Genomic DNA, 20,662 nt, shown 5'->3' with positions numbered 1-20,662 from the left:
TATTGGAAACATGTTCCCTCGCGGATATGATGCACGATTAATTTTTCATACTAGATCCGCATGCAGAAACCGGTTCGCGCCTCCGTGGCGATCCAGCGTCCATTGCGCCTGGCGACCATCACCATGCTCACGGTCAGCATCGCCGTCACCCTGACGGTGTTGCTGCACCTGGCCCTGGTCAGCCATTTCGCGCACCAGCAGGCCCGCAAGGAGGCGCAGCTACGTCTGCAGCAGTTGTCGTGGCAGATGCGCGATTCGCTCAACCGCGTCACCGGCAGCGCCGTCGTCACCGTCAAATTGCTGGCGCAACTGCCGCAGGTGCGCTCGTACGACGATCCCGAGGCTACCCGCAGCGTGCTCGAGTCGGTGCAGGATGCAGTGGCCGATTACGCCTGGATCGGCGTGGCCGATGCAGATGGCAAGGTGCGGGCGGCGACCGGGCGCATGATTGAGGGCGTGCAGGTCGATGGCCGTCCCTGGTTCCAGGCCGGGATGAAAGGCGTGCACGCCACCGATTACCATCCGGCCATGTTGCTGAACAACTTGCTGCCGAAGGCGGACGAGCCATGGCGCTTCATCGACCTGTCGGCACCGCTGGTGGGCGCCGACGGTGCCGTGCGCGGGGTGGTCGGGGTGCACATGAGCTGGCAGTGGGTGCGCAACCGCGCGCGCCAGCTGCTCACACCCGCCGTGCGCGAATACGGCGCCGAGGTGCTGGTGGTGCGCGCCGACGGTATCGTCCTGCTGGGGCCGCCCGATTTGCTGGAAACCAGGTTCGACAGCCCCAGCCTGCGCCTGGCGCAGCGCGGGCAGACCGGTTCGCTGCGCGAGCAGGGGCCCGACGGCAAGGCTTACCTGACCGGCTACAGCCAGACCGGCAGCGCCGGCGACCCGGCGACCCTGCAGTGGGCGGTGCTGGTGCGCCATAGCGAGGATGCGGCGCTGGCCCACGCGCGCGAACTGGAACAGCGGATGATCTGGCTGAGCGTGCTGATGGCCGGTGTACTGGCCGGCTGCGCGGCGCTGCTGGCGCGCCGCCTGACGCGGCCGATGGTGGCGCTCACCGGGGCGATCGCACAGGCGGTGGCGGCGACGCGGGCCGGCGGGCGTTCGGCCGACATCCCGGTGGTCGACGGCTTTCATGAGGCACAGGTGCTGTCGACCGCCATGCGCGAACTGGTGCGCAGCGAAGAAGCGCACCGCAGCGCGCTCGAGACGATGAACCAGCAACTGGAAAGCACGGTTGCCGCCCGTACCGCCGAGCTGCAAGCCCTGCTGCTGCGCGACGCCCTGACCGGCTTGCCGAACCGGCGCGCCCTGATGCAGGCCTTGCCCGAAGCCATGCATCGCGCCGCGCGCATCGGCAAGCCCTGCGCCTTGCTGTTCCTCGACATGGACGGTTTCAAGGGCGTGAACGATATCCATGGCCATGAGGAGGGCGACGAGTTGCTGCGCCAGTTCGGTGCACGCCTGCTGGCGGGCGTGCGCAAGACCGACCTGGCCGCGCGCCTGGCCGGCGACGAATTCGTGGCGGTACTGGAAGGGTTGAGCGACGTCCAGGATGCGCACGAGAAGGCCGACAGTTTGTTGTCGGTGCTGCGCGCACCCTACCGGCTCAAGCGCACGACGGTGACGGTCGGCGCCAGCATCGGCGTGGCGCTGCACCTGCCGGGCGATGCGCACGATCTCGACGGCTGGCTGGCGCGTGCCGACGGCGCCATGTACGCCGCCAAGCGCAGCGGCAAAAACGGGGTGGCGCTGGCAAGCTAAACAGTTTCTTTTCAGAAGTCAGAATGTACCTACACAAAGACGAGCCGATCTGGTCAGCCATATGTGTGACATTCGACAGATGAACTCGCTTGAGAGGGGTAATGTAGAGGCGTAGGAGGGATACGCCGATGCTCAAGTCGTTCGTTACGTTTGCAGTGCTGGGAGGAAGTGCCGCGTTTGCCTGCGCACAGGGCGGCGTGACTACGCATGGCATCAGTGCTTATAGCGTCGTCGATCCCGGCGTCCAGGGGCACGCACAAGCCGGCAACACCGAAGCCATCTTTGCCGCCGAGAGCGGCGTGCGTGTCGATACCGGCCGCGCCGACCCGCATGCGCGCCTGCACGAACGCCTGTATGGGCGCCAGGCATACGTCGGCCTGGCCGGCGAATTCGGCGCCATCACGGTCGGGCGCCAGTACAACCTGCAATACCTGGCGCTGAGCGACGTCGGCGATCCGTTCAAGGGCGGCATGGCCGGCAATGCGGGCAACCTGATCGGTGGCGGGCGGCGCGCCGACAACAGTGTCCAGTACTATGGACCGCTGCTGCGCGGCATCTCGGCCGGCGCCTCGTACGCATTCAAGGACGAGGTTGATACCTCGCCCGCCGGACGGGCATGGGGCATGACGGTCGGCATCGAGGCCGGACCGCTGACGGTACGCGCCGCGCACCAGAACCTGAACGCCGTGCGTGTCCAGCTCAACAGCAAGACCAGCAACGACACCGTGGCACGCAACTCGATCCTGGCGGCCAACCTGCGCCTGGGCTGGGGCACGGCCTATGCAGCCTACAGCCTGAGCCGCGGCTGGGCCGCGTCGCCGCTGTTCAATCCCGACAATCCGTACAGTGCCGGCCTGGCGCGCACCCCGTCGAGCAACAGCCGCGACGGCCTGTTCGGATTGGCAATGCCGCTCGGCCAGGGCACGACCCTGCTTGCTTCCTACATCACCAAGGACGACCGCGACCTGGCCAACCAGGACGCTACCCAAGTCGCCTTTGGCGCCAGCCACTCGGTGTCGCGCCGCACCGATTTCTATGCGGCCTACTCGCGCATCGAGAACCGCAACGGCGCCGGCTATACGGTCGGCAATGGCGGCGCGCGCGGCAACGGCAATTCGGCCATCAACGTCGGCATGCGCCACGCCTTTTGAATGCGGTCTGCGCTGCGACGTGGATGGCCGATTGCCTGTAGCCTGACACTATCTTTCAACTATCCGACAACCATTTTCACGGAGGCATTATGACTGGTACTAGCACCCTTGATCCGGACAACTTCCCGGAAAGCCCGGACCGCAGCCTTGGCAAGGGCCACGGCATCGACGCGCTGGGACCGAGCGACATTTCCGATACCGGCAGCGATGTCATCGGCGGCCCCGGTTTCGCGACCAACCTCGACGACGACCAGGTGCTGCACCTGGACGAAGGCACGACCTCGGACCTGGAAGCGAGCCACGCCGGCGACACGGCCGGCCCCGACGTCGGCGACGCTAATTTTTCCGGTGACAGCGACATGGGCGGCACCGGCGAACGCGCTGCTGCCGGCCGCGACACGGTCGTCAAGGATGGCGCCGACATCGACACCGACCACATCGAGTCGATTCCCGACCTGCCGCTGACGGAAGACGACACGGATTTCCTGGCGAGCCGGCCGCCGATCGATCCTGACGACAAGAAGTAATTTCCTGTGGCCCGTGATCGGGCGCAACTTATAGGGTGGGCTCTCGAGCCCACGCGGTCGTGCCTCAGCATGCCGCACCGCAACCGAAGACGCATCGGTTTGAAGGTCACGGCATTCGATTCAGGAAACGTCGCGGTATGCACGCGTACAACCGCGTGGCACAAGTGCCCACCCTACGACAAAAAGGCGCGCAACATTGTATTGCGCGCCTTTTATCATCCAAGCCGCAGCCTGACGCCGGCGCATCAGCGCGGCTGCGTCAGTTTCCATGCCGCGAACAGGGCGCCGCCGCCCAGCAGTGCGGTCAGCAGCGGTTTCTTGTTCAGGCTGAGCGTGGTGTAGGCCGAGCTTTCCTTGACGCTGCGTTCGGTCATGCCCTGGCGTTCGCGCAGTGCATGGGTCGGGTCCGGTGCGTGGAGGGCGTCGGGGCGGCCCGGCAGCTTGTCGTACTTCGACTTTTGCTGGCCGAACATGGTCGCGCGGATCAGGCTGTCGGTCAGGCGCGGCATGTGCGCGTGGCTGGCGGAAATGAACTTCGAGGCGCCGCCGACGAACACTTCGCGCTTCGGATGGGTCGCGCAATGCAGGATGGCCTTGGCCACGATCTCGGGCGCATACACGGGTGGCGGCAGCACCGCTTCCTTGTCCATGTAGTTCTTGGCGTGCACGGCGAACATGGTGTCGATCGCGGCAGGCTTGATCAGGCTGACCGAAATCGGCGCCTCTTCCTTCTGCAGTTCCATGCGCAGCGATTCGGTAAAGGCTTTCACGGCGTGCTTCGAGGCCGAGTACATGCCTTGCAGCGGCACCGGTGCATCCGACACTTCGCTGCCGACATTGATGAGGGTGCCGCCGCCGCGCAGCTTCATGCGCCTGACCGCTTCCAGCGAGCCGTTCACGACGCCCCAGAAATTGGTCTGGAACAGGCGCTGGTGGTCTTCGAGGGCGATGTCTTCGAGGCGCCCGAAGGTGCCGACGCCGGCATTGTTGACCCAGGTATCGATGCGGCCATAGCGGTCGATCGCGGTCTGGCCGATGCGCTCGACGTCGGCGACGTCGCCGACGTCGGCGGCGACGGTCGCCACCTGGCAGCCCTGGCGCCGCAGTTCGCTGGCAAGCTGGTCGAGCGCCTCGCCGTTGCGCGCGGCAAGGACGAGCTTGGCGCCCTGTTCGGCGGCCATGCGGGCGGTGGTGAGGCCGATGCCGCTGCTGGCGCCGGTAATGACGATCACCTGTTCGTTGATGTTGCGAAGTTTTGCTGACATGAGTGCTTCCTTTCCACGGGTTGGTACGGGAAGGACTACATGCTCCGCAGCATGATGATGCGTGCGGAGCATGCAGGCCGCGACTTATCAAATCAACACAGTCGTGGCCATCTCATGGATTTCAAGTCATTTTTTGCCGGGTTGATAAACCTGGTCGAAGACGCCGCCATCGGCGAAGTGGGCTTTCTGGGCGTTGGTCCAGTTGCCGGCGACCTGGTCGAGGGTGAACAGCTTGATGTTCGGGAACTGGGTGGCGTACTTGCGCGAGAACTTCTCCACCGATGGACGATAGTAGTTCTTGGCGATGATGTCCTGGCCTTCGTCGCTGTACAGGTATTCCAGGTACGCCTGGGCCACCGGACGGGTGCCGCGCTTGTCGGCGACCTTGTCGACCACGGCGACCGGCGGCTCGGCCAGGATGCTGACCGATGGCGCCACGATCTCGAACTTGCCCGGACCCAGTTCGCGCAGGGCCAGCAGCGCCTCGTTTTCCCAGGCCAGCAGCACGTCGCCGATGCCGCGTTCGACGAAGGTGGTGGTAGCGCCGCGCGCGCCCGAGTCGAGCACCGGCACGTTCTTGTACAGCTTGTTGATGAAGTCGCGAGCCGAAGCTTCGTTGCCGCCCGGCTGGCGCAGCGCATAGCCCCAGGCCGCGAGGTGGTTCCAGCGCGCGCCGCCCGAGGTCTTCGGGTTCGGGGTGATGACGGACACGCCCGGCTTCACCAGGTCGCCCCAGTCCTTGATGCCTTTCGGATTGCCTTTGCGCACCAGGAACACGATGGTCGACGTGTACGGGGCGCTGCGGTTCTTCAGCCGGTCTTGCCAGTTGTGCGCGATAAGGCCGCGTTCACTGATAGCATCGATGTCATACGCCAACGCCAGGGTGACGACGTCGGCCGAGAGGCCGTCGATCACTGCGCGCGCCTGCTTGCCCGAGCCGCCATGCGACTGGCGCACGGTGACGTTGTCGCCGGTCTTGGCTTTCCAGTGCTTGGAAAACGCCGCGTCGAAGTCCTGGTACAGCTCGCGCGTCGGGTCATAGGACACGTTGAGCAGGGTAACGTCCGCCGCAAACGCGGCGGGCTGGACCAGCAGTGCCGGCAGCAACACGGCGGCAGCCAGCGAGGAAGCGATTTTTTTGAACATACGTTTCTTTCAGATGAGTTGAGACACGGTTACCGCTAGGGTAGGTCTGCATGCATCGGAAGAAAACGAATGATTTCAGCTATGGTTATGCGAATTTCAGTGTTGGCACATTGGCAGTGTGAACGGACAATGTGCCGCCGACTTTGGCTGATAATGGCTTAGCGGGACTTCGACAGAATCAGGAGCCAGCGGCCGAACAACAGCACTTCGACGTGGCCGGGTTCGACGCCGGTATCGCATTCCATGATCGGGTTGATCGGGTAGAAGCGTTTGCGGAAGTCGCGGGTGAGCAGGATTTCACGTTGTCCGATGCGCATAAGAAAAGGTGCAGGAGCGTATTCCAGGCCGAAAGAGTTGTTCAGAGTGGTCATTGACGTTTCCCTTGTTTGAATTATGTTGGTCAGTGAAAACAGAATAGCATAACCACTGTATAAATCCACAGTTACTGTACATAAGCACAGTAAAATTTTTCAACTGTAGTTTTTTTGCCATCGCAGCATCGCTTCATGACAAAGTCCTTGACCAACCGCCTGCAGCACTTCGCCGCCGCCCGTTTTTCGCCGCAGGAAGCCTTCGGCCTGCACCTGACCCTGGGCGTGCTGGCGCTGCTGCTGGCCATGGCCGGCTTCGCGCGCATTGCCGGCGCGGTGGTGAACGGCGCCCCAATCACCGAGCTCGACCTGCGCCTGGCCGCCTGGCTGCACGCCCATGCGCACGACAGCGACGTGCTGCGCACCTTCCTGCTGGGCGTCACCCACCTGCACAGCACGCCCGGCGTATTGAGCCTGACCGCGCTGGCCGGCTGGTGGCTGGTACGGCGCGATGCGCGCCACTGGATGCTGACCCTGCTGGCGGCGGTGCCGGGCGGCATGCTGCTGAACGTGGCGATGAAGCACACCTTCGAGCGTGCGCGCCCGCATTTCGACGAGCCGATCCTGACGCTCGGCACCTACAGTTTTCCAAGCGGCCACACGGTTGCCGCGACCTTGCTGTACGGCGTGCTGGCCTGCTACCTGACGCGCCACGCGCGCAGCTGGCAGGCGCGGGCGGCGATCGTGCTGGGCGCCTGCGCGATGGTGCTGCTGGTGGCCGGCTCGCGCCTGTACCTCGGCGCCCATTACCTGTCCGACGTGCTGGCGGGAATGGCCGAGGGCTGCGCCTGGCTGGCGATCTGCGTCACCGGCGTCGCCACCCTGCGGCGGCGCCAGCGCGGGCGCGCTTAAGAACCGAATATTGATTACCGAGGAACCCTGATGCGAACCTTAATCCATCTGTCCGATCTGCATTTCGGGCGTGTCGACCAGACCCTGCTGGGGCCATTGCGCGAGCTGATCCATTCGATCGCGCCGAGCGTCGTGGTCATCTCCGGCGACCTGACCCAGCGCGCCCGCAGCGAAGAGTTCGAAGCGGCGCGCGCCTTCCTCGACACCTTGCCGGGGCCGCAGATCGTCGTGCCCGGCAACCACGACATTTCCCTGTACAACGTGTTTCGCCGCTTCGCCAAGCCGCTCGACCGCTATAAACGCTATATCACCGACGACCTCGACCCGATCTATGTCGACGACGAGGTCGCCGTGGTCGGCGTGAACACGGCGCGCTCGCTGACGATCAAGGACGGGCGCGTCAACAAGGAGCAGGTCGCGAAGATCCGCGAGCAATTGGCCGGGCTCGATCCGAACATCACCCGCATCGTTGTGACCCACCATCCGTTCGACCTGCCCACTACTTTCGAGGAACAGGACCTGGTCGACCGCGCGCCGATGGCGATGGAAGTGTTCGCCGAATGCGGCGTCGACGTGCTGCTGGCCGGGCACATGCACGTCAGCCACGCGGCCAGCACGGCTTCGCGCTACCAGATCGATGCCTACGCGGCGCTGGTCGTGCAGGCCGGCACGGCGACCTCGACGCGGGGCAGGGGCGAAGTCAATTCCTTCAATCTGCTGCGCGTCGAGCACGAGCGGGTCGAGGTGGACCGTTACGGGTGGGATGCGTTGACGAATACCTTCCGGGTGATCCTCACCGAAAAGTTTTTGCGCAGCGGGAATGTGTGGGCGCCGGCGGTGGAAGGGATGCTGGCTGCGGGGTTATAGCCGGCAGGTAACGGACCGTAGGGTGGGCTCTCGAGCCCACGCGGTACCACAGGGGCATCTCGAAACGCATAAAAGAACCCGCAGCGGACGCACGCCGATGTTTTCAAACAGTGCAATTTGCCACGGTACGACCGCGTGGGCACAAGTGCCCACCCTACGGTCCCGCTGGCCTTTGCCGATTAAATCCAGTATTCCGTCAACCGCGACGCCCATTCCTTGACCCGGTCCGCCCACGGCCGGTCGCGCCATTGCTCGAGCGTGACTTCCTTCGAGCTGCGCAGGTCTTCGTTAAAGGCGCTCTCCATGTCGCGCCCGAATGCCGGATCGATCACCACCACGTTCAGCTCGTAGTTGTGGATGAAGCTACGCCGGTCGATATTCGCCGAGCCGATCGTCGACCAGGCGCCGTCGATCACCGCCGTCTTGGCGTGCAGCACCGCGACCTGCAGCTGGAAGATGCGCACGCCGCCCGCCAGTAGCTGCTCATAGAAGGCCTGGCCGGCGTACATCACCAGGCCATGGTCGGACACGCCCGGCAGTACCAGCTTCACGTCGACCCCGCGTTTGGCCGCGGCGATCAGGGCGTCGACGATCTGCTGGTCGGGCACGAAATAGGCCGAGGTGATGTGCACCGAGCGCTTGGCCTCGTTGATCGCGACCATCAGCGACTTGTAGATTTCCGAGTGGCCATTCGGCTCGGTGGCGAGCACGCGCACGAACTTGTCGCCGGCGGGCGACAGGCGTGGGAAGTAATCGCGCTGCGACAGTTCGCCGCCTTCCTGGCGCACCCAGGCATTGACAAAAGCCCATTGCAGCGTCGCCACGGCGGGACCCTCGATCTTGACGTGGGTATCGCGCCAGCCGACCTTGTCCTTGTCGACGTTGTCCGGTTTGCGGCGCGAGCGGAACAGCGAGCTGTTGGCGTAGTCGGCGCTGATGTTGATGCCGCCGGTAAAGGCGATGCGGCCGTCGACCACCATCAGTTTGCGGTGGTCGCGGTTGTTGATCGACCAGTTGCCCTTGGCCTTGGCCGGGTTGACCGGATTGAACGCCACCATGCTGATACCCGCCTCGCGCATGCGGTCAAAAAACGCCTGCGGTGTGCCGAGGGTGCCGACGCTGTCGTACATGACGTTGACGGCCACACCCTCGCGCCGCTTTTCCATCAGCAGTTCGGCGAACTGCAGGCCGATCGGGTCCTGGTCGAAGATATAGGTTTCGAGGTTGATGGACGTCGTGGCATTGCGCGCCGCCGCCATCATTTCGCGCATCGTTGCCGGACCGTCGAACAGCAATTGCACCTGGTTGCCGGCGATCAGGGGCACGCCGGTCGCCTGTTCCTCGAGCACCGCCAGCGCCTTCAGGTCGCCGGTCGCATTCGCCCAGCGCCGCTGCAGCAGCGCCGAGGTCTGCCCCTTCGACAGCGTGCCGCGCGCGTTCTCGACTGTGGGGTTGGTCCTGAGCGGCGTGTCGGGCAAGGTGTTGGCGTCGGGCAGGGTGCGGCAGGAAGCCATGACCCCGATCAGGGCCAGCGCGGCGAGGCACCATTTGATGCGTTGCTTGTTCATTTATTTCCCCTTGTGGAATTCGGGAATGTCGATCACGTCGGGATCCCTGGGCCCGATGAAGAAGTCGAGCGGCGCATACGCGAAGCGCCGCCCGAGTGCGCGCAGCAGCAGGATGCTGCGGGTGAAAACGATGTTGCGGGCGCGCAGCGCCACCCACAGCGCCAGGTTGAAGCTGACCAGCAAATTGACCGCACCGATCAGCGCCACGCCGAGCACGGCATTGAGCACCATCGGGAAATTCATCTGGTAATCGAGCCCGACCAGGGCGGTGGCGAAGTTCGCCGTCGAGAACGTCACGTGGCGGATGTCGAGCGGCAGGCCGAGCAGGAAACCGACGGTGCCGGTGGTGCCGAGCAGGATGCCGAAGAAGAAGTTACCCATCAGGCCGCCGAGATTGTCCTCGACATAGCGCGACAGCCGGTCGCGCCGTTCGACCCCGAGCAGGGTGCCCAGCCAGCGCAGCTGGCGCACGCGCTGGCCCATGCGCGTGTAGAGCGCCTTGTTGTCGTAGTAGCCGGAAATCAGTCCGGCGACGAACAGCCAGACGCCGGCGACGGCCGCATAGAACAGGGCCGGGGTGCCGAATGGGTCGATGTCGTGCAGCAGGTGATAGGCCTTGTCGGGCGAGACCAGGTGGTGGCCGGTCATCTGCTGGTAAGCGATGGCGATCACCAGCGCGGTCGGGAAGGCGACCACCACGTTGCCGAGCACGGCCACGATCTGGGTGCGAAACACCTTGTTGACGAGCTCGGCCATGCGATCGAAATCGATGCTGCGCCCGTCGGGCGTATGCAGGCCGGCGGCGATGCGCTGGGCGGTCATGGCCGGCTGCTTGGTGGCGATGGTCCACTGCAGCATGTGCACGAGCATGAAGCCGAGCGAATAGTTCATGCTGAACAGGAAGGCTTCGACCAGCGGCGCGGCGCGCAGGTAGCCCAGCAAGATCTTGAACATCGCCATGAAGCCGACGATGAAACCGGCGCCGGCGGCGGCCTTGAACATGTGGCGCAGCTGGGCCCGGCTCTCGGCGATGTAATGCTCGCCGGTGCGGCTGGCGTTTTCGGTAACGTTGCGCGCCAACAGGTGGATGTTGTCGCGGAACAGGCCGATCACGCGGTATTTGGTGTTGTGGGCTTCGATCAGTTCCTGGGCCAGGGCGAGGGCCGCGGCCCGTTGCGCGCTCAGCGGCTGCTCCGCCGGCGGCGGCGTGGTCACCAGCGCGCGGCTGCTGGACGGCGGACCGGCGAAGACCTCCGGCGCAGTAGCCAACAGCTCCGGCGCCGCTATCGGAGTCGAACCGACAGCCGACTCGCTGACGTCGACCAGGAACAGCAGCTTGCGCAGCCGGCCGATGCTCTGGCCGATGGCCACCAGTACGTAGGTGAGGGCGACGCTGGTGCCGAAGGTGCGCGCGCTGCGGCGGATCTTGGCGACCACCTCCTCGCACTGGTCGAGCATCACCAGCAGGTGGCGCGGGTCTTCCGGACGGGCCACGCTGCCCTCGAGGTAACGGCTGTATTCGTCGAGGTAGGCGTTGACCTCGATGTTCTGCATCAGGAAGGGCGAATCGAAATCCTCGATTTCGCTGTAGCTGTGCACCAGGCGCGGCTCCAGGCCCAGCGCGCAGACGCGGCAGGACAGGGTGCGGATGGCGTCGAGCATCCCCATCGTCGTCACCAGGCGCGCGCGGTCCGGGGTGGCGTCGTTCGGCGGCGGAGCGTCGGCGACGACGTCGAACAGGGCCAGCCAGTCGGCATCGGGCACCGAGCGGATCCAGCGGTGGTCTTCTTCGGCGTACAGCACCTGGTCGAGCGCATCGGACAGGTACAGGTCGTCGAGCGCGGGCGGCAGCAGGCGCCAGGCGATGCGGCGCATGAGTTCGGTGAAGAAGCCATCGTTCGACAGGATGCCGATGTCGCTGTACAGGCTCGTGTGGCGGCGGTTTTCCAGCAATGTGACGATGTAGCTGCGCAGCGCCCAGGCTTGCGCCGGGTTCCCCTTCAATAGCTGCGTCAGCGTGCGCACGGCCGCGCGCGCATGGCCCGGATGGCGCCGGCGCGGCCGCAGGCAATCGACCAGCTCGATCAGCAAATCAATGCGGTCGCTGCGCGGGTCGATGCGTTCAAGAATGTCAAGCATACAATTTCCGTTTCCTCGTAGTCGACAGTGTACGCGCTGGGGCCGCCGGAAATGGTTCGGCAGCGTACACAGCGGGGATGAGGATGCGGGAAGGAAGACAGATCAGCCCGTAGGGTGGACGGGTTTCCCGTCCACGCGTTCAGCCAAGGCAAGCGCAATCGAACGGGGTGATCGAACATGCGAACGCGTGGACGGCAGAGCCGTCCACCCCTACCGGTACGGTAAGGTCAGGTAAACGCCAGCAACAAACTGGTCAGCACGAATCCCGCCATCCAGCACAGGAAACCGCACACGGCCGCCAGGCCCAGCGCGCCATTCCAGCCGCGCCGTGCGTAGCGCCGTCCGAAGCGGCGCCGCACCAACCGCCACTGCGGCGCCGCGGCGGCAAGCAGCCACAGGCCGAGCCAGGCCAGCCCGATCAGCTGCGCCAGCGGCGAGCGACCGTTGACGCGGTCGTTGACGGCGGCGGCGCACAGTTCCAGCGCCAGCACCGCCATGCTTGCCAATAGCCAGCGCCGCGCCGTGCGGGCGGCGCGCGCTTGGCCCAGCACGCGCCAGTTGTGCATCAGCAGCCAGGACCCGAACACCGGCGTGAACAGCAGGCTCCAGGCGGCGACGGCCGAGGGCCGCCACAGGGCAGGCGCATCGTCGACGGCAGCGGGCAGGAAGACAGTGCGAGTGTCTGGCATGATGAAGGATGAAAAATGTTGCCGAAATGAAGCAACACTATCCCGCCGTCACATGCAGTTGGTTTTGCGCAGAGTCGAACGGGTCCGAGGCGGAGGTAAAAAAAGCCGCCCGGCATACACCGGGCGGCTTTCGCCGATATGTTACTGCTTAAGTTTTACTTATGCACCGAGACGGTCCATTAGCAAAACTGAACCAGGCAGATCAACCGCGGCCCGGTTCGGCAACGTAGATCTCGACGCGGCGGTTGCGTGCGCGGCCGCTGTTGTCGTTGTTCGAGGCGATCGGCTCGCGTTCGCCACGGCCTTCGATCGTGATGCGGGCCGGATTGACGCCGCGGCCGGCCAGGTAGTCGCGGGTGCGGGCAGCGCGGTCGACCGACAGCGGCTGGTTGATGCCCGGGTTGCCGGTAGCGTCGGTGTGGCCGATGATGACGACGTTGGTCGCCGGATTCTCGTTGAGCGTGGTGGCGAAGCGCTCGAGCACCGGCTGGAAGTTCGGCTTGATGTCCGAGCGGCCGGTATCGAACGAAATGTCGCTCGGGATCTGCAGCTTCAGGCGGTTGTCCGCGGTCTGGGTCACTTCGACGCCGGTGCCGCGCGTGGCCTGTTCCATGGCCTGTTTCTGCTTCTCCATCCGGTTCGACCAGATGTTGCCGACGACGGCGCCGGCGGCGGCGCCAAGGACTGCGCCGCGGGCGGTACGGCCGGAGCCGCCGCCGCTGGTGGTGCCGCCAATCAGGGCGCCGAGGGCCGCACCGGCGCCGGCGCCGGTGGCGGTGCCGCGCTGGGTCGCGCTCATGTCGGCGCAGCCGGCGACGCCCAGGGCGAGGATGGTGGCGACGGCGGTGGATTTGATGAAGTTTCGCTGCATGGTGATCTCCTTGAAAAAAAGAAATCCGTTTCGTAGGCGCGCCCAAGGGGCACGACCACGAAACGGATTGGTCAATCTACTTCGGGTAGTGCTTGTTGGGTACCTGGTAATACGTAGCTTGGCGCCGCGTACGACCTGGTACAACCAATATGGTACCGCATGTGGCGTTCTATATGCCTCGACCGCTGATCAGGCGCACCAGGATCATGATGACGGCAACGACGAGCAGGATGTGGATGAAGCCGCCGATGGTGTACGAAGTCACCAGGCCGAGCAGCCACAGAACGACCAGGACAATAGCGATGGTATAGAGCATGATGAGTCTCCTCACTGGGGGTTTGCGCCATGGTGGCGCCGTGAATCCAGTATCGCGCTGCGTGCTCAACAAAACCGTTCGCTGGCGTACATTATGCGCGAGATTTTTGTTCGCTTTGCAAGCCCGGGTGCAGCCCTGCCTTGTGCAAGCCTGGAATCCACCCCATGAAGCCGAGCAGGCCGACGATGCCGATCAGGCAGGTGAGCAGTCCGCCGCTGACGAGGAAGATAACGTCGTGCGCCGCCAGTTCGTGCGGCAATCCGCCCGCCTGGTCGAACGGCGGCGTGGCCGAGAAGAGTCCGAAACCGGTGACGACCAGGCCCCAGGCGATGATGCCGATCCATGCAAGGCTGTTCATGAAGCTCCCCTTTCTTTGCGAAGTTGGAATAAGCGATAAGGACGTGCAGGCGCTTGTGTGGCGCTCATCCATTCTCGGGGTAGCTCAGCAGTAATTCCGTGCGGTGGCGCACATTGCCCTTGGGAAATTATCAAAGCCTGGTAGCGATGGCGTTGGTTGCGGGCGGGCGAGTTATGAAAAGGCGCTGTCACCGTTCGCTATGGATGAGGATTGAACTGCTGAGCTCTTGCACGGTCGAACCCGTATCGCCAACGATATGGATCTGCCATGAAAGCGCCAGGGTTCAAGAAGTGGTTCGCGGCATTGCCGACACTGAATCAGCCGCAGCGGCTACGGGTGCTCGATGCCTTGCGGCCGGCGGCCGGATTGCAGCAACTGCTCGCACTGATCGAACAATTGCGTGGCCCCGAGCGCCGCTGCCCGCATTGCCGCTGTCCCGGCTAGCACCGCCATGGCTGCGCGAACGGCCTGCAGCGCTACCGCTGCCGCGGGTGCCGGCGCACCTTTAACGACCTCACCGGCACGCCGCTGGCACGGCTGCGGTTGCGCGCCAAATGGCTCGATTACCTCGATGCGCTGCGCGCGTCGCGCCCGGTGCGCGCAACGGCAGAGCACGTGAAGGTGCACCGGAATACTGCATTCAGATGGCGCCACCGGTTTCTCGACCGAGTCAAGGACGACCGGCCCGCCTGCCTGAACGGCATCGTCGAGGCCGACGAAATGTTTCTACGCGAGTCGCAGAAAGGATCGCGCAAGCTCGACCGGGCGCCGCGCAAGCGTGGCGGCGCGGCGGCAAAGCGCGGCATCTCGCGCGAGCTCGACTGCATCCTGGTGGCGCGCGACCGCAGCGGCCAGACCATCGACGCCGTGACCGGGCGCGGCGCCTTGAGCAAGGCGCAACTCGAGCACCACTTGCTGCCCCACCTCGACCGGCAAGTGCTATTGGTTACCGACGCGCATGCGGCCTACCGCGCGTTTGCGCGGGCGCACGGGATTGCGCACCAGGCCGTCAACCTGCGCACCGGCGAACGCCTCCGCCGCGAGGCCGCGGGCGCCATTCATGTGCAGAACGTGAATGCCTGGCATCGCCGCTTTCGTGAGTGGCTGGCGCGGTTTCATGGGGTCGCGTCGCGTTATCTGCCGAATTACCTGGGCTGGCGCCGCGCGCTCGATGGTGGAAAGGTTACTTCCGCCGATCAATTGCTGCGTCTGACCATCGGCCCCATCAACAGCGAACGGTGACAGCGCCTATGAAAAAGCCCGGCGGTCCTGTTGGACGGCCGGGCTTTGGTGCAGCCTGGTGTTGGATCAAGCGGCGCGCAGGCGGCCCTTGACGATGCGCACGCGGTCGCCGCTGCGCCATTTCGGCTCGCTCGATTGATGGAAGGTGCGCAGGCTGCCATCGTCCAGGCGCACCCGGATCTCGTAGCTGGTGGTCGCCTTCATGTTGCCTTCGACCTGGTTGCCGACCACGGCGCCGCCGACCGCACCGGCCACCGTCGCCAGTTGGCGCCCATGGCCGCCGCCGATCTGGTTACCCAGCAGGCCGCCGAGGACGGCGCCGCCGGCCGCGCCAAGGCCGCTGCCCTGGGCGCGCTGCTTGATCGCACGCACCGATTCGATGTTACCGCAGTTGCCGCACCATTTCGGTTCGGCCGCGGCGACCTGCACCGGCTTCGGTTTGGCGGTCGCGCGCACCGGCGCCGGTTCGGGTTCAAGCTCGGGTGCTGCGACCTGGGCCGGGGCATAGGCCTGGCTCGGCGCCGGCGCGTAGGCTTGTGCCAGCTGCTGCGGCGGGACGGCAGGGGCGGCCGCAACCGGGGCTGGCGCATAGACGCCTTGCGGCGCCATGGCCATGGCCGCTGCCGGCGGCACGGCCTGGCCCGCGGGCGGCAGGCTCGACGCCAGTGCGGCGCGCTCGGCCTCGTTCAGCTGGCGGTTCGAATTGCCGCCGATCGAAGAGGGAATCCAGCCCATGATGGCGGCCGTGCCGACCAGGCAGAACAGCACGACGGCGAGCGCGGCGATCAGCAGTAAGGGGTGCTGCTGGGCGCGTGCCGGTGGAGGTGGAATGTTGTTCATGGCTTGCTCTCCAAAGGTTGCGAAAAGTCAGGTGCATTTCGCCCCGGCGGGCAGGGCGCCGACCGATGTAAAGATTGTCCCTAGGAACAACAAGGTATTCCGTGCGTCACCGAACATACACCCCCTATCAGAGCATTTAACCTGATCCAAATTGTTTGCAAATGTATCCGTCACGCGGTCCGGCACCTGCCGGGCGCGTCCGGACTTCCTATTTCACCGCGAGGGTTCGATGAACTTTGCTGCTTCTCCCGACGTCGCCGAGCACAACGCCAACTTGCTGCTGGCCGCGCTCCCGCCGCAGGAGCTGGCCCAAGTGCTGCCGATGCTCGACCAGGTCCATGTCGAGGCCGGCGAGGTGCTGGGCGAGGCCGGCAATCCGGTCCGCCATATCTATTTTCCACACGATTGCCTGATCTCGCTGCTGGGCGTGGCCGGCGGGCGCATGACGCTCGAGGTCGGCCTGGTCGGACGCGAAGGCATGCTGGGCGCCACTGTTGCCCTCGGCCACGAAACGGCGCAGGTGCGCGCCGTGGTCCAGCGTCCCGGCAGCGCCAGCCGCATGGACAGCGCCGCCTTCCGCGCCGAATTCGCGCGCAACGCCGCCCTCCAGCGCGTGCTCTACCGCTACACCGATACCCTGCTGGCGCAGGCGATCCAGATCGCCGTCTGCAGCCGCTTCCACGTGCTCGAGGCACGCCTGGCGCGTTCGCTCCTGATCACGCGCGACCGCCTGCAGTCCGACAAATTCCACCTCACCCACGAGTTCCTGGCCCACGCCCTGGGCGTGCGCCGCGTCGGCGTCACCAAGGCGGCCAGCGCGCTGCAGCAGCAGGGACTGATCATCTACAGCCGCGGCAATATCGAGATCCTCGATGCCGAAGGGCTGGCGGCGGCGTCGTGCACCTGCTACGAGATCGTCAAGGATGCGGGGGCGGGCGCCTTGTCGAGCGCGTTTGTGTAGGGTGGGCCGGGCCGCGCATGGCACCGCCCACGCGTATGTGCTGATGCGTGCCTGTACGCCTTCATCGACCCCGGGGCACGTGGGGTGCGATCCGGAATCTGCAACCGCACGTACGCGTGGACTCGGGAGTCCACCCTACGAGGTTGTGAAAAAATCGCCATGGCGGCGTTGCGCCGCCTTGCCGTACCCACGTACTGTCTTCGGCGGCGCGCCGGGCGGCCGTATCCCTTGCCCTGACGATTTTTTCACAACCTCTACGGTACGCAACTATCATCGACAAATCCATCATCCCGACAAAACCGTTCCCACAAACGTCACGCCCCGCTTGCGCAGGACGCAAGCGGGGCGTTTCGTGTGTTTGCCTGGGGGTACTACAGGGATAAAACTTAGTTGGTCTTGCCGGTCTGGTTGCCGATGACGCCGCCGACAGCTGCGCCGCCGACCGTGCCCACGGCGCTTCCGCCCGTCAGGACGCCACCGACCACGGCGCCGGCGCCGGCGCCGATCGCGGTGTTGCGGTCCTGCTGCGACATGCCGGAGCAACCGGTCAGGCCCAGGGTCAGGGTGGCGAGAGTGGCGGCGACTGCCAGGTGTTTGATGTTTTTCATACTAATCTCCATGGGTGGGTTCACTCTACTTCAGGCGCAGGTCATTCCTGACCGATTTCACGCCCTTCACTGTGCGTGCAACCGATGCTGCGGTTGCCACGTTTTCCGCCGAGCCGACATAGCCGCTCAGCTGGACAATGCCTTCGCGGGTGGCGACATCGATGTCCGCCGCCACCAGTTCCGTACTGCGGCCGATGGCTTCCCTGACGCCTGCCGTGATGGTGGAATCGTCCACCACCGCGCCTGGCGCCAGCAGGGCGCCGCTGCCGCCGCAGCCTGCGAGCGGTCCCCCGAACATCAGGGCCGCCAGCAAGGCCAGGGCCGGTTTCCAATGCGTCATGCGTTTCCTTGATGCCGTATTCCTGTGTCAGCGATGCATCCAGAGTAAAGCCGGCGTGGGGTAGAGTCTGTTCGACAACACACACACGGCCAGCTTTACTCATCAGTGCCGGTCAGCGCGCGTTCAACGCGTCTTGGCCTTGCCCGGCGCCGGCGCCGTCGGTTTTTCCTTGGCCAGCGCCATCAGGCGGCCACACTCGCTGCTCTCGCCCGGTCCGGTATTGATCAGCGGGATCAGCGCGGCGACCGGCGCCGCGGCGGCGGCCAGCACGGCCGCGCCGCCGGCCTTGAGCGCCAGCACGCCCTTGTCGACCGACACGTCGGGCTTGCTGAACGGACCGCGCACGTACAGCGGGGCGCGCAGCGTGAACAGGCGCAGCGCCTTGGTTTCGGGGCGGATCGTCAAGTCCATCTGCTCGTTGGCCAGGTTGACGTTGCCGTTCACGCGCACGATCGCTTCCGCGGTGTCGAGCACCAGTACCTGCGACTGCATCACCCCCTTGTTGACCTCGAAATCGGCGGCCAGGCAATTGAGTTGCACCGGCTTGTCGCCGAACAGCTTGGTGATGATGATGTTGCCGACGTTCAAGCCCATCATCTCGAGCAGCATCTTGTTGATCGTGCCCTGGTTGACCAGCGCCTTGACTTCGCCGTTCGACGAACCGAGCAAGGCCGCAACCGAGGTGCCGGTGGCCGACAGCTGGGCGTCGCCGTTGACCTGGCCGACCGTCGCCTGCATCTGCTCGATGGTCGGGAACAATTGCTTGAGCTGGATGTGGCGCGCGCTGACCTTGGCGGTGGCCGCGATCGTGTTGCCCTTGGCGCCGCTGCCGTCGAGGCGGATGGTCGAGCGCAGCGTGCCGCCGGCCACGCCGAAGTCGAGCGGGGCGAGCGTGATCACGCCATCCTTCATGATCAGGTGGGTCGAGAGCTTGTTGATCGGCAGCGTCTTGTCGCGGCGGATCTTCTCGGCCGTGTAGCGCACGTCGGCATCGATCGCCTTCCAGCGCTCGGTGCGGAACGCTTCGACCGGCAACACCTTGCCGCCCGGCTGCACGACGTCGACGCCGCGCGCCTTCTTGCTCTCGTTCGAGTCGCCGCCGATCAGCGGGGCGAGGTCGGAGAACAGCAGCAGGCGCGTCGCCACGTTGCCCGAAAGCTTGCCGCGCGGCTTGCCGCCTTCGTAGACGAGCTTGCCGCCGATGTCGCTCGAACCGACCTTGCCCTTGAAGTCGTCGTAGGTCCAGCGTCCGTACTCGCGGTCGAGCTCGCCCTTCAGGCGGCCCGAGGTGGAAAACGCGGGCGTTTCCGGCAACGTGATGCCGGTGAAGTTGTACAGGCGCGCCATGCTGCGTCCGGCCAGTTCCAGCTGCAGGTCGACGGCTTTGAGCTTGGCCGGGCTGGTGACGGTGCCTTCGACCGCGATCCGGCTCGGGCCGCTGCGCATGTCGGCCTGGACCGGGTAGGGCATGTTCTGGTCCTTCAGCGACAGCACCTGGCCGACCTTGCCGCCGCCGGTGACCTCGGCGCCGTTATAGGTGCCGGTCACCTTGAAGCCGACGCCATACTTGGTGTCCTTGCCCAGGGTGCGCACGTTGGCGGTGATGTCAGCCTTGGTGACGGCGTCGACGACGCGGATCACGCCGTCGGTCAGCACCACGCGCTCGAGGTCGAGTTCCCACTTCGATTCCTCTTCCTTCTTCCTGTAGGCCCAGTTGTAGTGGGTGCTGTCGGTGCGCTGCAGTTCGACGTAGGGCGCATCGAAGCGCAGGACAGGGATGCCGATGCGGTGCTGCAGCAGGCCCAGCGGATTGAGCGAGAACGAGAACTGGCGCACGCGCGCCATGTCCATCTGCTTCATGTTCGCCGGATTGCCGACGTGTACGTCGTTGGCGATCAGGTGCGGCCAGGGCAGCCAGTCGCGCAGGTGGCGTTCTTCCTTGCGCATGCGCCTGGCCGGGACCTCCCATTCCACCGCGAGGTTGCCGCGGATCGCGAACGGGCGCTCGATCGCTTCGCTCACCTTCGCATTGAGCCAGGGCCTGGCCTTGTTCCAGTCGAAGGTAAGGATAAAAATGATGGCGATGATCGGGATCGCGATCAGGGTGGCCAGGAAGCCGAGCAGGATTTTCTTCTTCTTGCCGCCGTGCTTGTGGCCGGCGTCGTGTGGGGTCGTGGTATCGGGCATGACGATCCTTCGATGGGTATCGGTCTTGCGGCCAGCTTAGCGCAAAGGAGAGGGTCATCAATGTGCGGTGTCGCACGGTGCGGCGGATGAGCTGCGTACGATCTTCTCGATGTGCAATCTATGTGCGGCAGCGAACCGAACTCGACCAATAACAAGTTTATAACGTTAATATGTTGCTTACATTCACAGGAGATCCACATGGACATGAACCGTTCGATGCACCAGCTGGGCCGCCTTGCGGCAGTCGCTGCCGTGCTGGCGCTGGGCGCCTGCGCCAGCCAGAAGGCACCGGCCACGGCTGACGTCGCCGTGTCGCGCAACGCCGTCGAGAACGCTGTGCAGGCCGGCGCCGCCGACCTGGCTCCGGCCGAGATCACCGCGGCACGCGCCAAGATGATGCGCGCCAACGAAGCACTTGCCTCCAAGGACTACAAACTGGCGCGCGAACTGGCGATGCAGGCCCAGGCCGACGCCCAGCTGGCGCAGAGCAAGGCCGCTTCGGCCAAGGCCACCGCGGCCTCGAACGCACTCAACGAAGACCTGCGCGTGCTGCGCCAGGAAGTCGACCGCGCCAACAGCCAGTAATTGCATGAA

At 65.1% G+C, this 20,662-nt stretch carries 20 protein-coding genes and 1 pseudogene; 8 read left to right on the top strand and 13 right to left on the bottom strand.

The genetic code is table 11. The features are described from left to right. Nucleotides 1-60: 60 nt before the first annotated feature. The 3 genes from AC56LG_RS00705 to AC56LG_RS00695 all read left to right on the top strand — a co-directional run bounded on the left by AC56LG_RS00705 (nt 61) and on the right by AC56LG_RS00695 (nt 3,448). The gene (locus AC56LG_RS00705; protein ID WP_497164227.1) at nt 61-1,770 is read left to right on the top strand and encodes a sensor domain-containing diguanylate cyclase; all 1,710 of its coding nucleotides are present in this window, start codon (nt 61-63) and stop codon (nt 1,768-1,770) included. A 128-nt stretch (nt 1,771-1,898) separates the two neighbouring features. Further along, a complete protein-coding gene (locus AC56LG_RS00700) occupies nt 1,899-2,921 on the top strand; it encodes a porin (protein WP_497164226.1) in 1,023 nt (340 codons plus the stop codon). An 89-nt stretch (nt 2,922-3,010) separates the two neighbouring features. Next, nucleotides 3,011-3,448 (top strand): hypothetical protein, encoded by a 438-nt coding sequence (locus AC56LG_RS00695; RefSeq protein ID WP_497164225.1) that lies wholly within the window; start codon nt 3,011-3,013, stop codon nt 3,446-3,448. Between the two features lie 245 nt (nt 3,449-3,693). Here AC56LG_RS00695 and AC56LG_RS00690 read toward each other — a convergent pair whose 3' ends face one another. The 3 genes from AC56LG_RS00690 to AC56LG_RS00680 form a co-directional block, all read right to left on the bottom strand. Next, nucleotides 3,694-4,713 carry an SDR family oxidoreductase gene (locus AC56LG_RS00690; protein ID WP_497164224.1) on the bottom strand — a complete coding sequence of 340 codons (1,020 nt, stop codon included), beginning with the start codon at nt 4,711-4,713 and terminating at the stop codon, nt 3,694-3,696. Between the two features lie 126 nt (nt 4,714-4,839). Beyond that, complete coding sequence (locus tag AC56LG_RS00685; RefSeq protein WP_497164223.1) at nt 4,840-5,859, bottom strand: sulfate ABC transporter substrate-binding protein; 1,020 nt, start codon at nt 5,857-5,859, stop codon at nt 4,840-4,842. Nucleotides 5,860-6,017: 158 nt separating this feature from the next. Next, nucleotides 6,018-6,230, bottom strand: a complete 213-nt coding sequence (locus AC56LG_RS00680) for a hypothetical protein (protein WP_192055002.1) — start codon at nt 6,228-6,230, stop codon at nt 6,018-6,020. Nucleotides 6,231-6,365: 135 nt separating this feature from the next. Here AC56LG_RS00680 and AC56LG_RS00675 point away from each other — a divergent pair, with 135 nt between their 5' ends. Next, a complete protein-coding gene (locus tag AC56LG_RS00675) occupies nt 6,366-7,082 on the top strand; it encodes a phosphatase PAP2 family protein (protein ID WP_497164222.1) in 717 nt (238 codons plus the stop codon). Nucleotides 7,083-7,112: 30 nt separating this feature from the next. Further along, nucleotides 7,113-7,949: a metallophosphoesterase family protein gene (locus AC56LG_RS00670; protein WP_497164221.1), complete on the top strand. Its 837-nt coding sequence runs from the start codon at nt 7,113-7,115 to the stop codon at nt 7,947-7,949. 179 nt (nt 7,950-8,128) lie between these two features. Here the strand turns inward: AC56LG_RS00670 and cls are convergent, their stop codons facing one another. From cls to AC56LG_RS00640, 6 genes are all read right to left on the bottom strand, one after another. Beyond that, nucleotides 8,129-9,517 (bottom strand): cardiolipin synthase, encoded by a 1,389-nt coding sequence (gene cls, locus AC56LG_RS00665; RefSeq protein ID WP_497164220.1) that lies wholly within the window; start codon nt 9,515-9,517, stop codon nt 8,129-8,131. Next, nucleotides 9,518-11,656 (bottom strand): site-specific recombinase, encoded by a 2,139-nt coding sequence (locus AC56LG_RS00660; RefSeq protein WP_497164219.1) that lies wholly within the window; start codon nt 11,654-11,656, stop codon nt 9,518-9,520. Between the two features lie 227 nt (nt 11,657-11,883). Beyond that, the gene (locus AC56LG_RS00655) at nt 11,884-12,345 is read right to left on the bottom strand and encodes a hypothetical protein (RefSeq protein ID WP_497164218.1); all 462 of its coding nucleotides are present in this window, start codon (nt 12,343-12,345) and stop codon (nt 11,884-11,886) included. Nucleotides 12,346-12,547: 202 nt separating this feature from the next. Continuing rightward, nucleotides 12,548-13,216, bottom strand: coding sequence for a YiaD family glycine zipper/OmpA-like lipoprotein (locus AC56LG_RS00650; RefSeq protein ID WP_497164217.1), 669 nt, complete (start codon nt 13,214-13,216; stop codon nt 12,548-12,550). 169 nt (nt 13,217-13,385) lie between these two features. Then, nucleotides 13,386-13,532 (bottom strand): lmo0937 family membrane protein, encoded by a 147-nt coding sequence (locus AC56LG_RS00645; RefSeq protein WP_305822721.1) that lies wholly within the window; start codon nt 13,530-13,532, stop codon nt 13,386-13,388. Nucleotides 13,533-13,623: 91 nt separating this feature from the next. Continuing rightward, the gene (locus AC56LG_RS00640; protein WP_497164216.1) at nt 13,624-13,890 is read right to left on the bottom strand and encodes a hypothetical protein; all 267 of its coding nucleotides are present in this window, start codon (nt 13,888-13,890) and stop codon (nt 13,624-13,626) included. A gap of 267 nt (nt 13,891-14,157) precedes the next feature. Here AC56LG_RS00640 and AC56LG_RS00635 point away from each other — a divergent pair. Then, a pseudogene (locus AC56LG_RS00635) lies at nt 14,158-15,132 on the top strand (IS1595 family transposase). Between the two features lie 66 nt (nt 15,133-15,198). On the opposite strand, the gene AC56LG_RS00630 reads toward AC56LG_RS00635, so the two are convergent. Next, the gene (locus AC56LG_RS00630) at nt 15,199-15,972 is read right to left on the bottom strand and encodes a glycine zipper 2TM domain-containing protein (protein ID WP_497164215.1); all 774 of its coding nucleotides are present in this window, start codon (nt 15,970-15,972) and stop codon (nt 15,199-15,201) included. Nucleotides 15,973-16,201: 229 nt separating this feature from the next. On the opposite strand from AC56LG_RS00630, the gene AC56LG_RS00625 reads away from it, so the two are divergent. Then, the gene (locus AC56LG_RS00625) at nt 16,202-16,933 is read left to right on the top strand and encodes a Crp/Fnr family transcriptional regulator (protein WP_497164214.1); all 732 of its coding nucleotides are present in this window, start codon (nt 16,202-16,204) and stop codon (nt 16,931-16,933) included. A gap of 386 nt (nt 16,934-17,319) precedes the next feature. Here the strand turns inward: AC56LG_RS00625 and AC56LG_RS00620 are convergent, their stop codons facing one another. From AC56LG_RS00620 to AC56LG_RS00610, 3 genes are all read right to left on the bottom strand, one after another. Continuing rightward, nucleotides 17,320-17,541, bottom strand: coding sequence for a YMGG-like glycine zipper-containing protein (locus tag AC56LG_RS00620; RefSeq protein WP_497164213.1), 222 nt, complete (start codon nt 17,539-17,541; stop codon nt 17,320-17,322). Nucleotides 17,542-17,566: 25 nt separating this feature from the next. Continuing rightward, nucleotides 17,567-17,881: a BON domain-containing protein gene (locus AC56LG_RS00615; RefSeq protein ID WP_497164212.1), complete on the bottom strand. Its 315-nt coding sequence runs from the start codon at nt 17,879-17,881 to the stop codon at nt 17,567-17,569. 123 nt (nt 17,882-18,004) lie between these two features. Then, the gene (locus tag AC56LG_RS00610) at nt 18,005-20,068 is read right to left on the bottom strand and encodes an AsmA family protein (RefSeq protein ID WP_497164211.1); all 2,064 of its coding nucleotides are present in this window, start codon (nt 20,066-20,068) and stop codon (nt 18,005-18,007) included. A gap of 204 nt (nt 20,069-20,272) precedes the next feature. Here AC56LG_RS00610 and AC56LG_RS00605 point away from each other — a divergent pair, with 204 nt between their 5' ends. After that, on the top strand, nt 20,273-20,653 hold the full coding sequence (locus tag AC56LG_RS00605; RefSeq protein WP_497165002.1) for a DUF4398 domain-containing protein: 381 nt from the start codon (nt 20,273-20,275) through the stop codon (nt 20,651-20,653). Nucleotides 20,654-20,662: the final 9 nt, after the last annotated feature.

This window comes from Telluria sp. ZB2R32, assembly GCF_059685715.1.
This window is presented reverse-complemented; position numbering and strand designations above follow the sequence as displayed.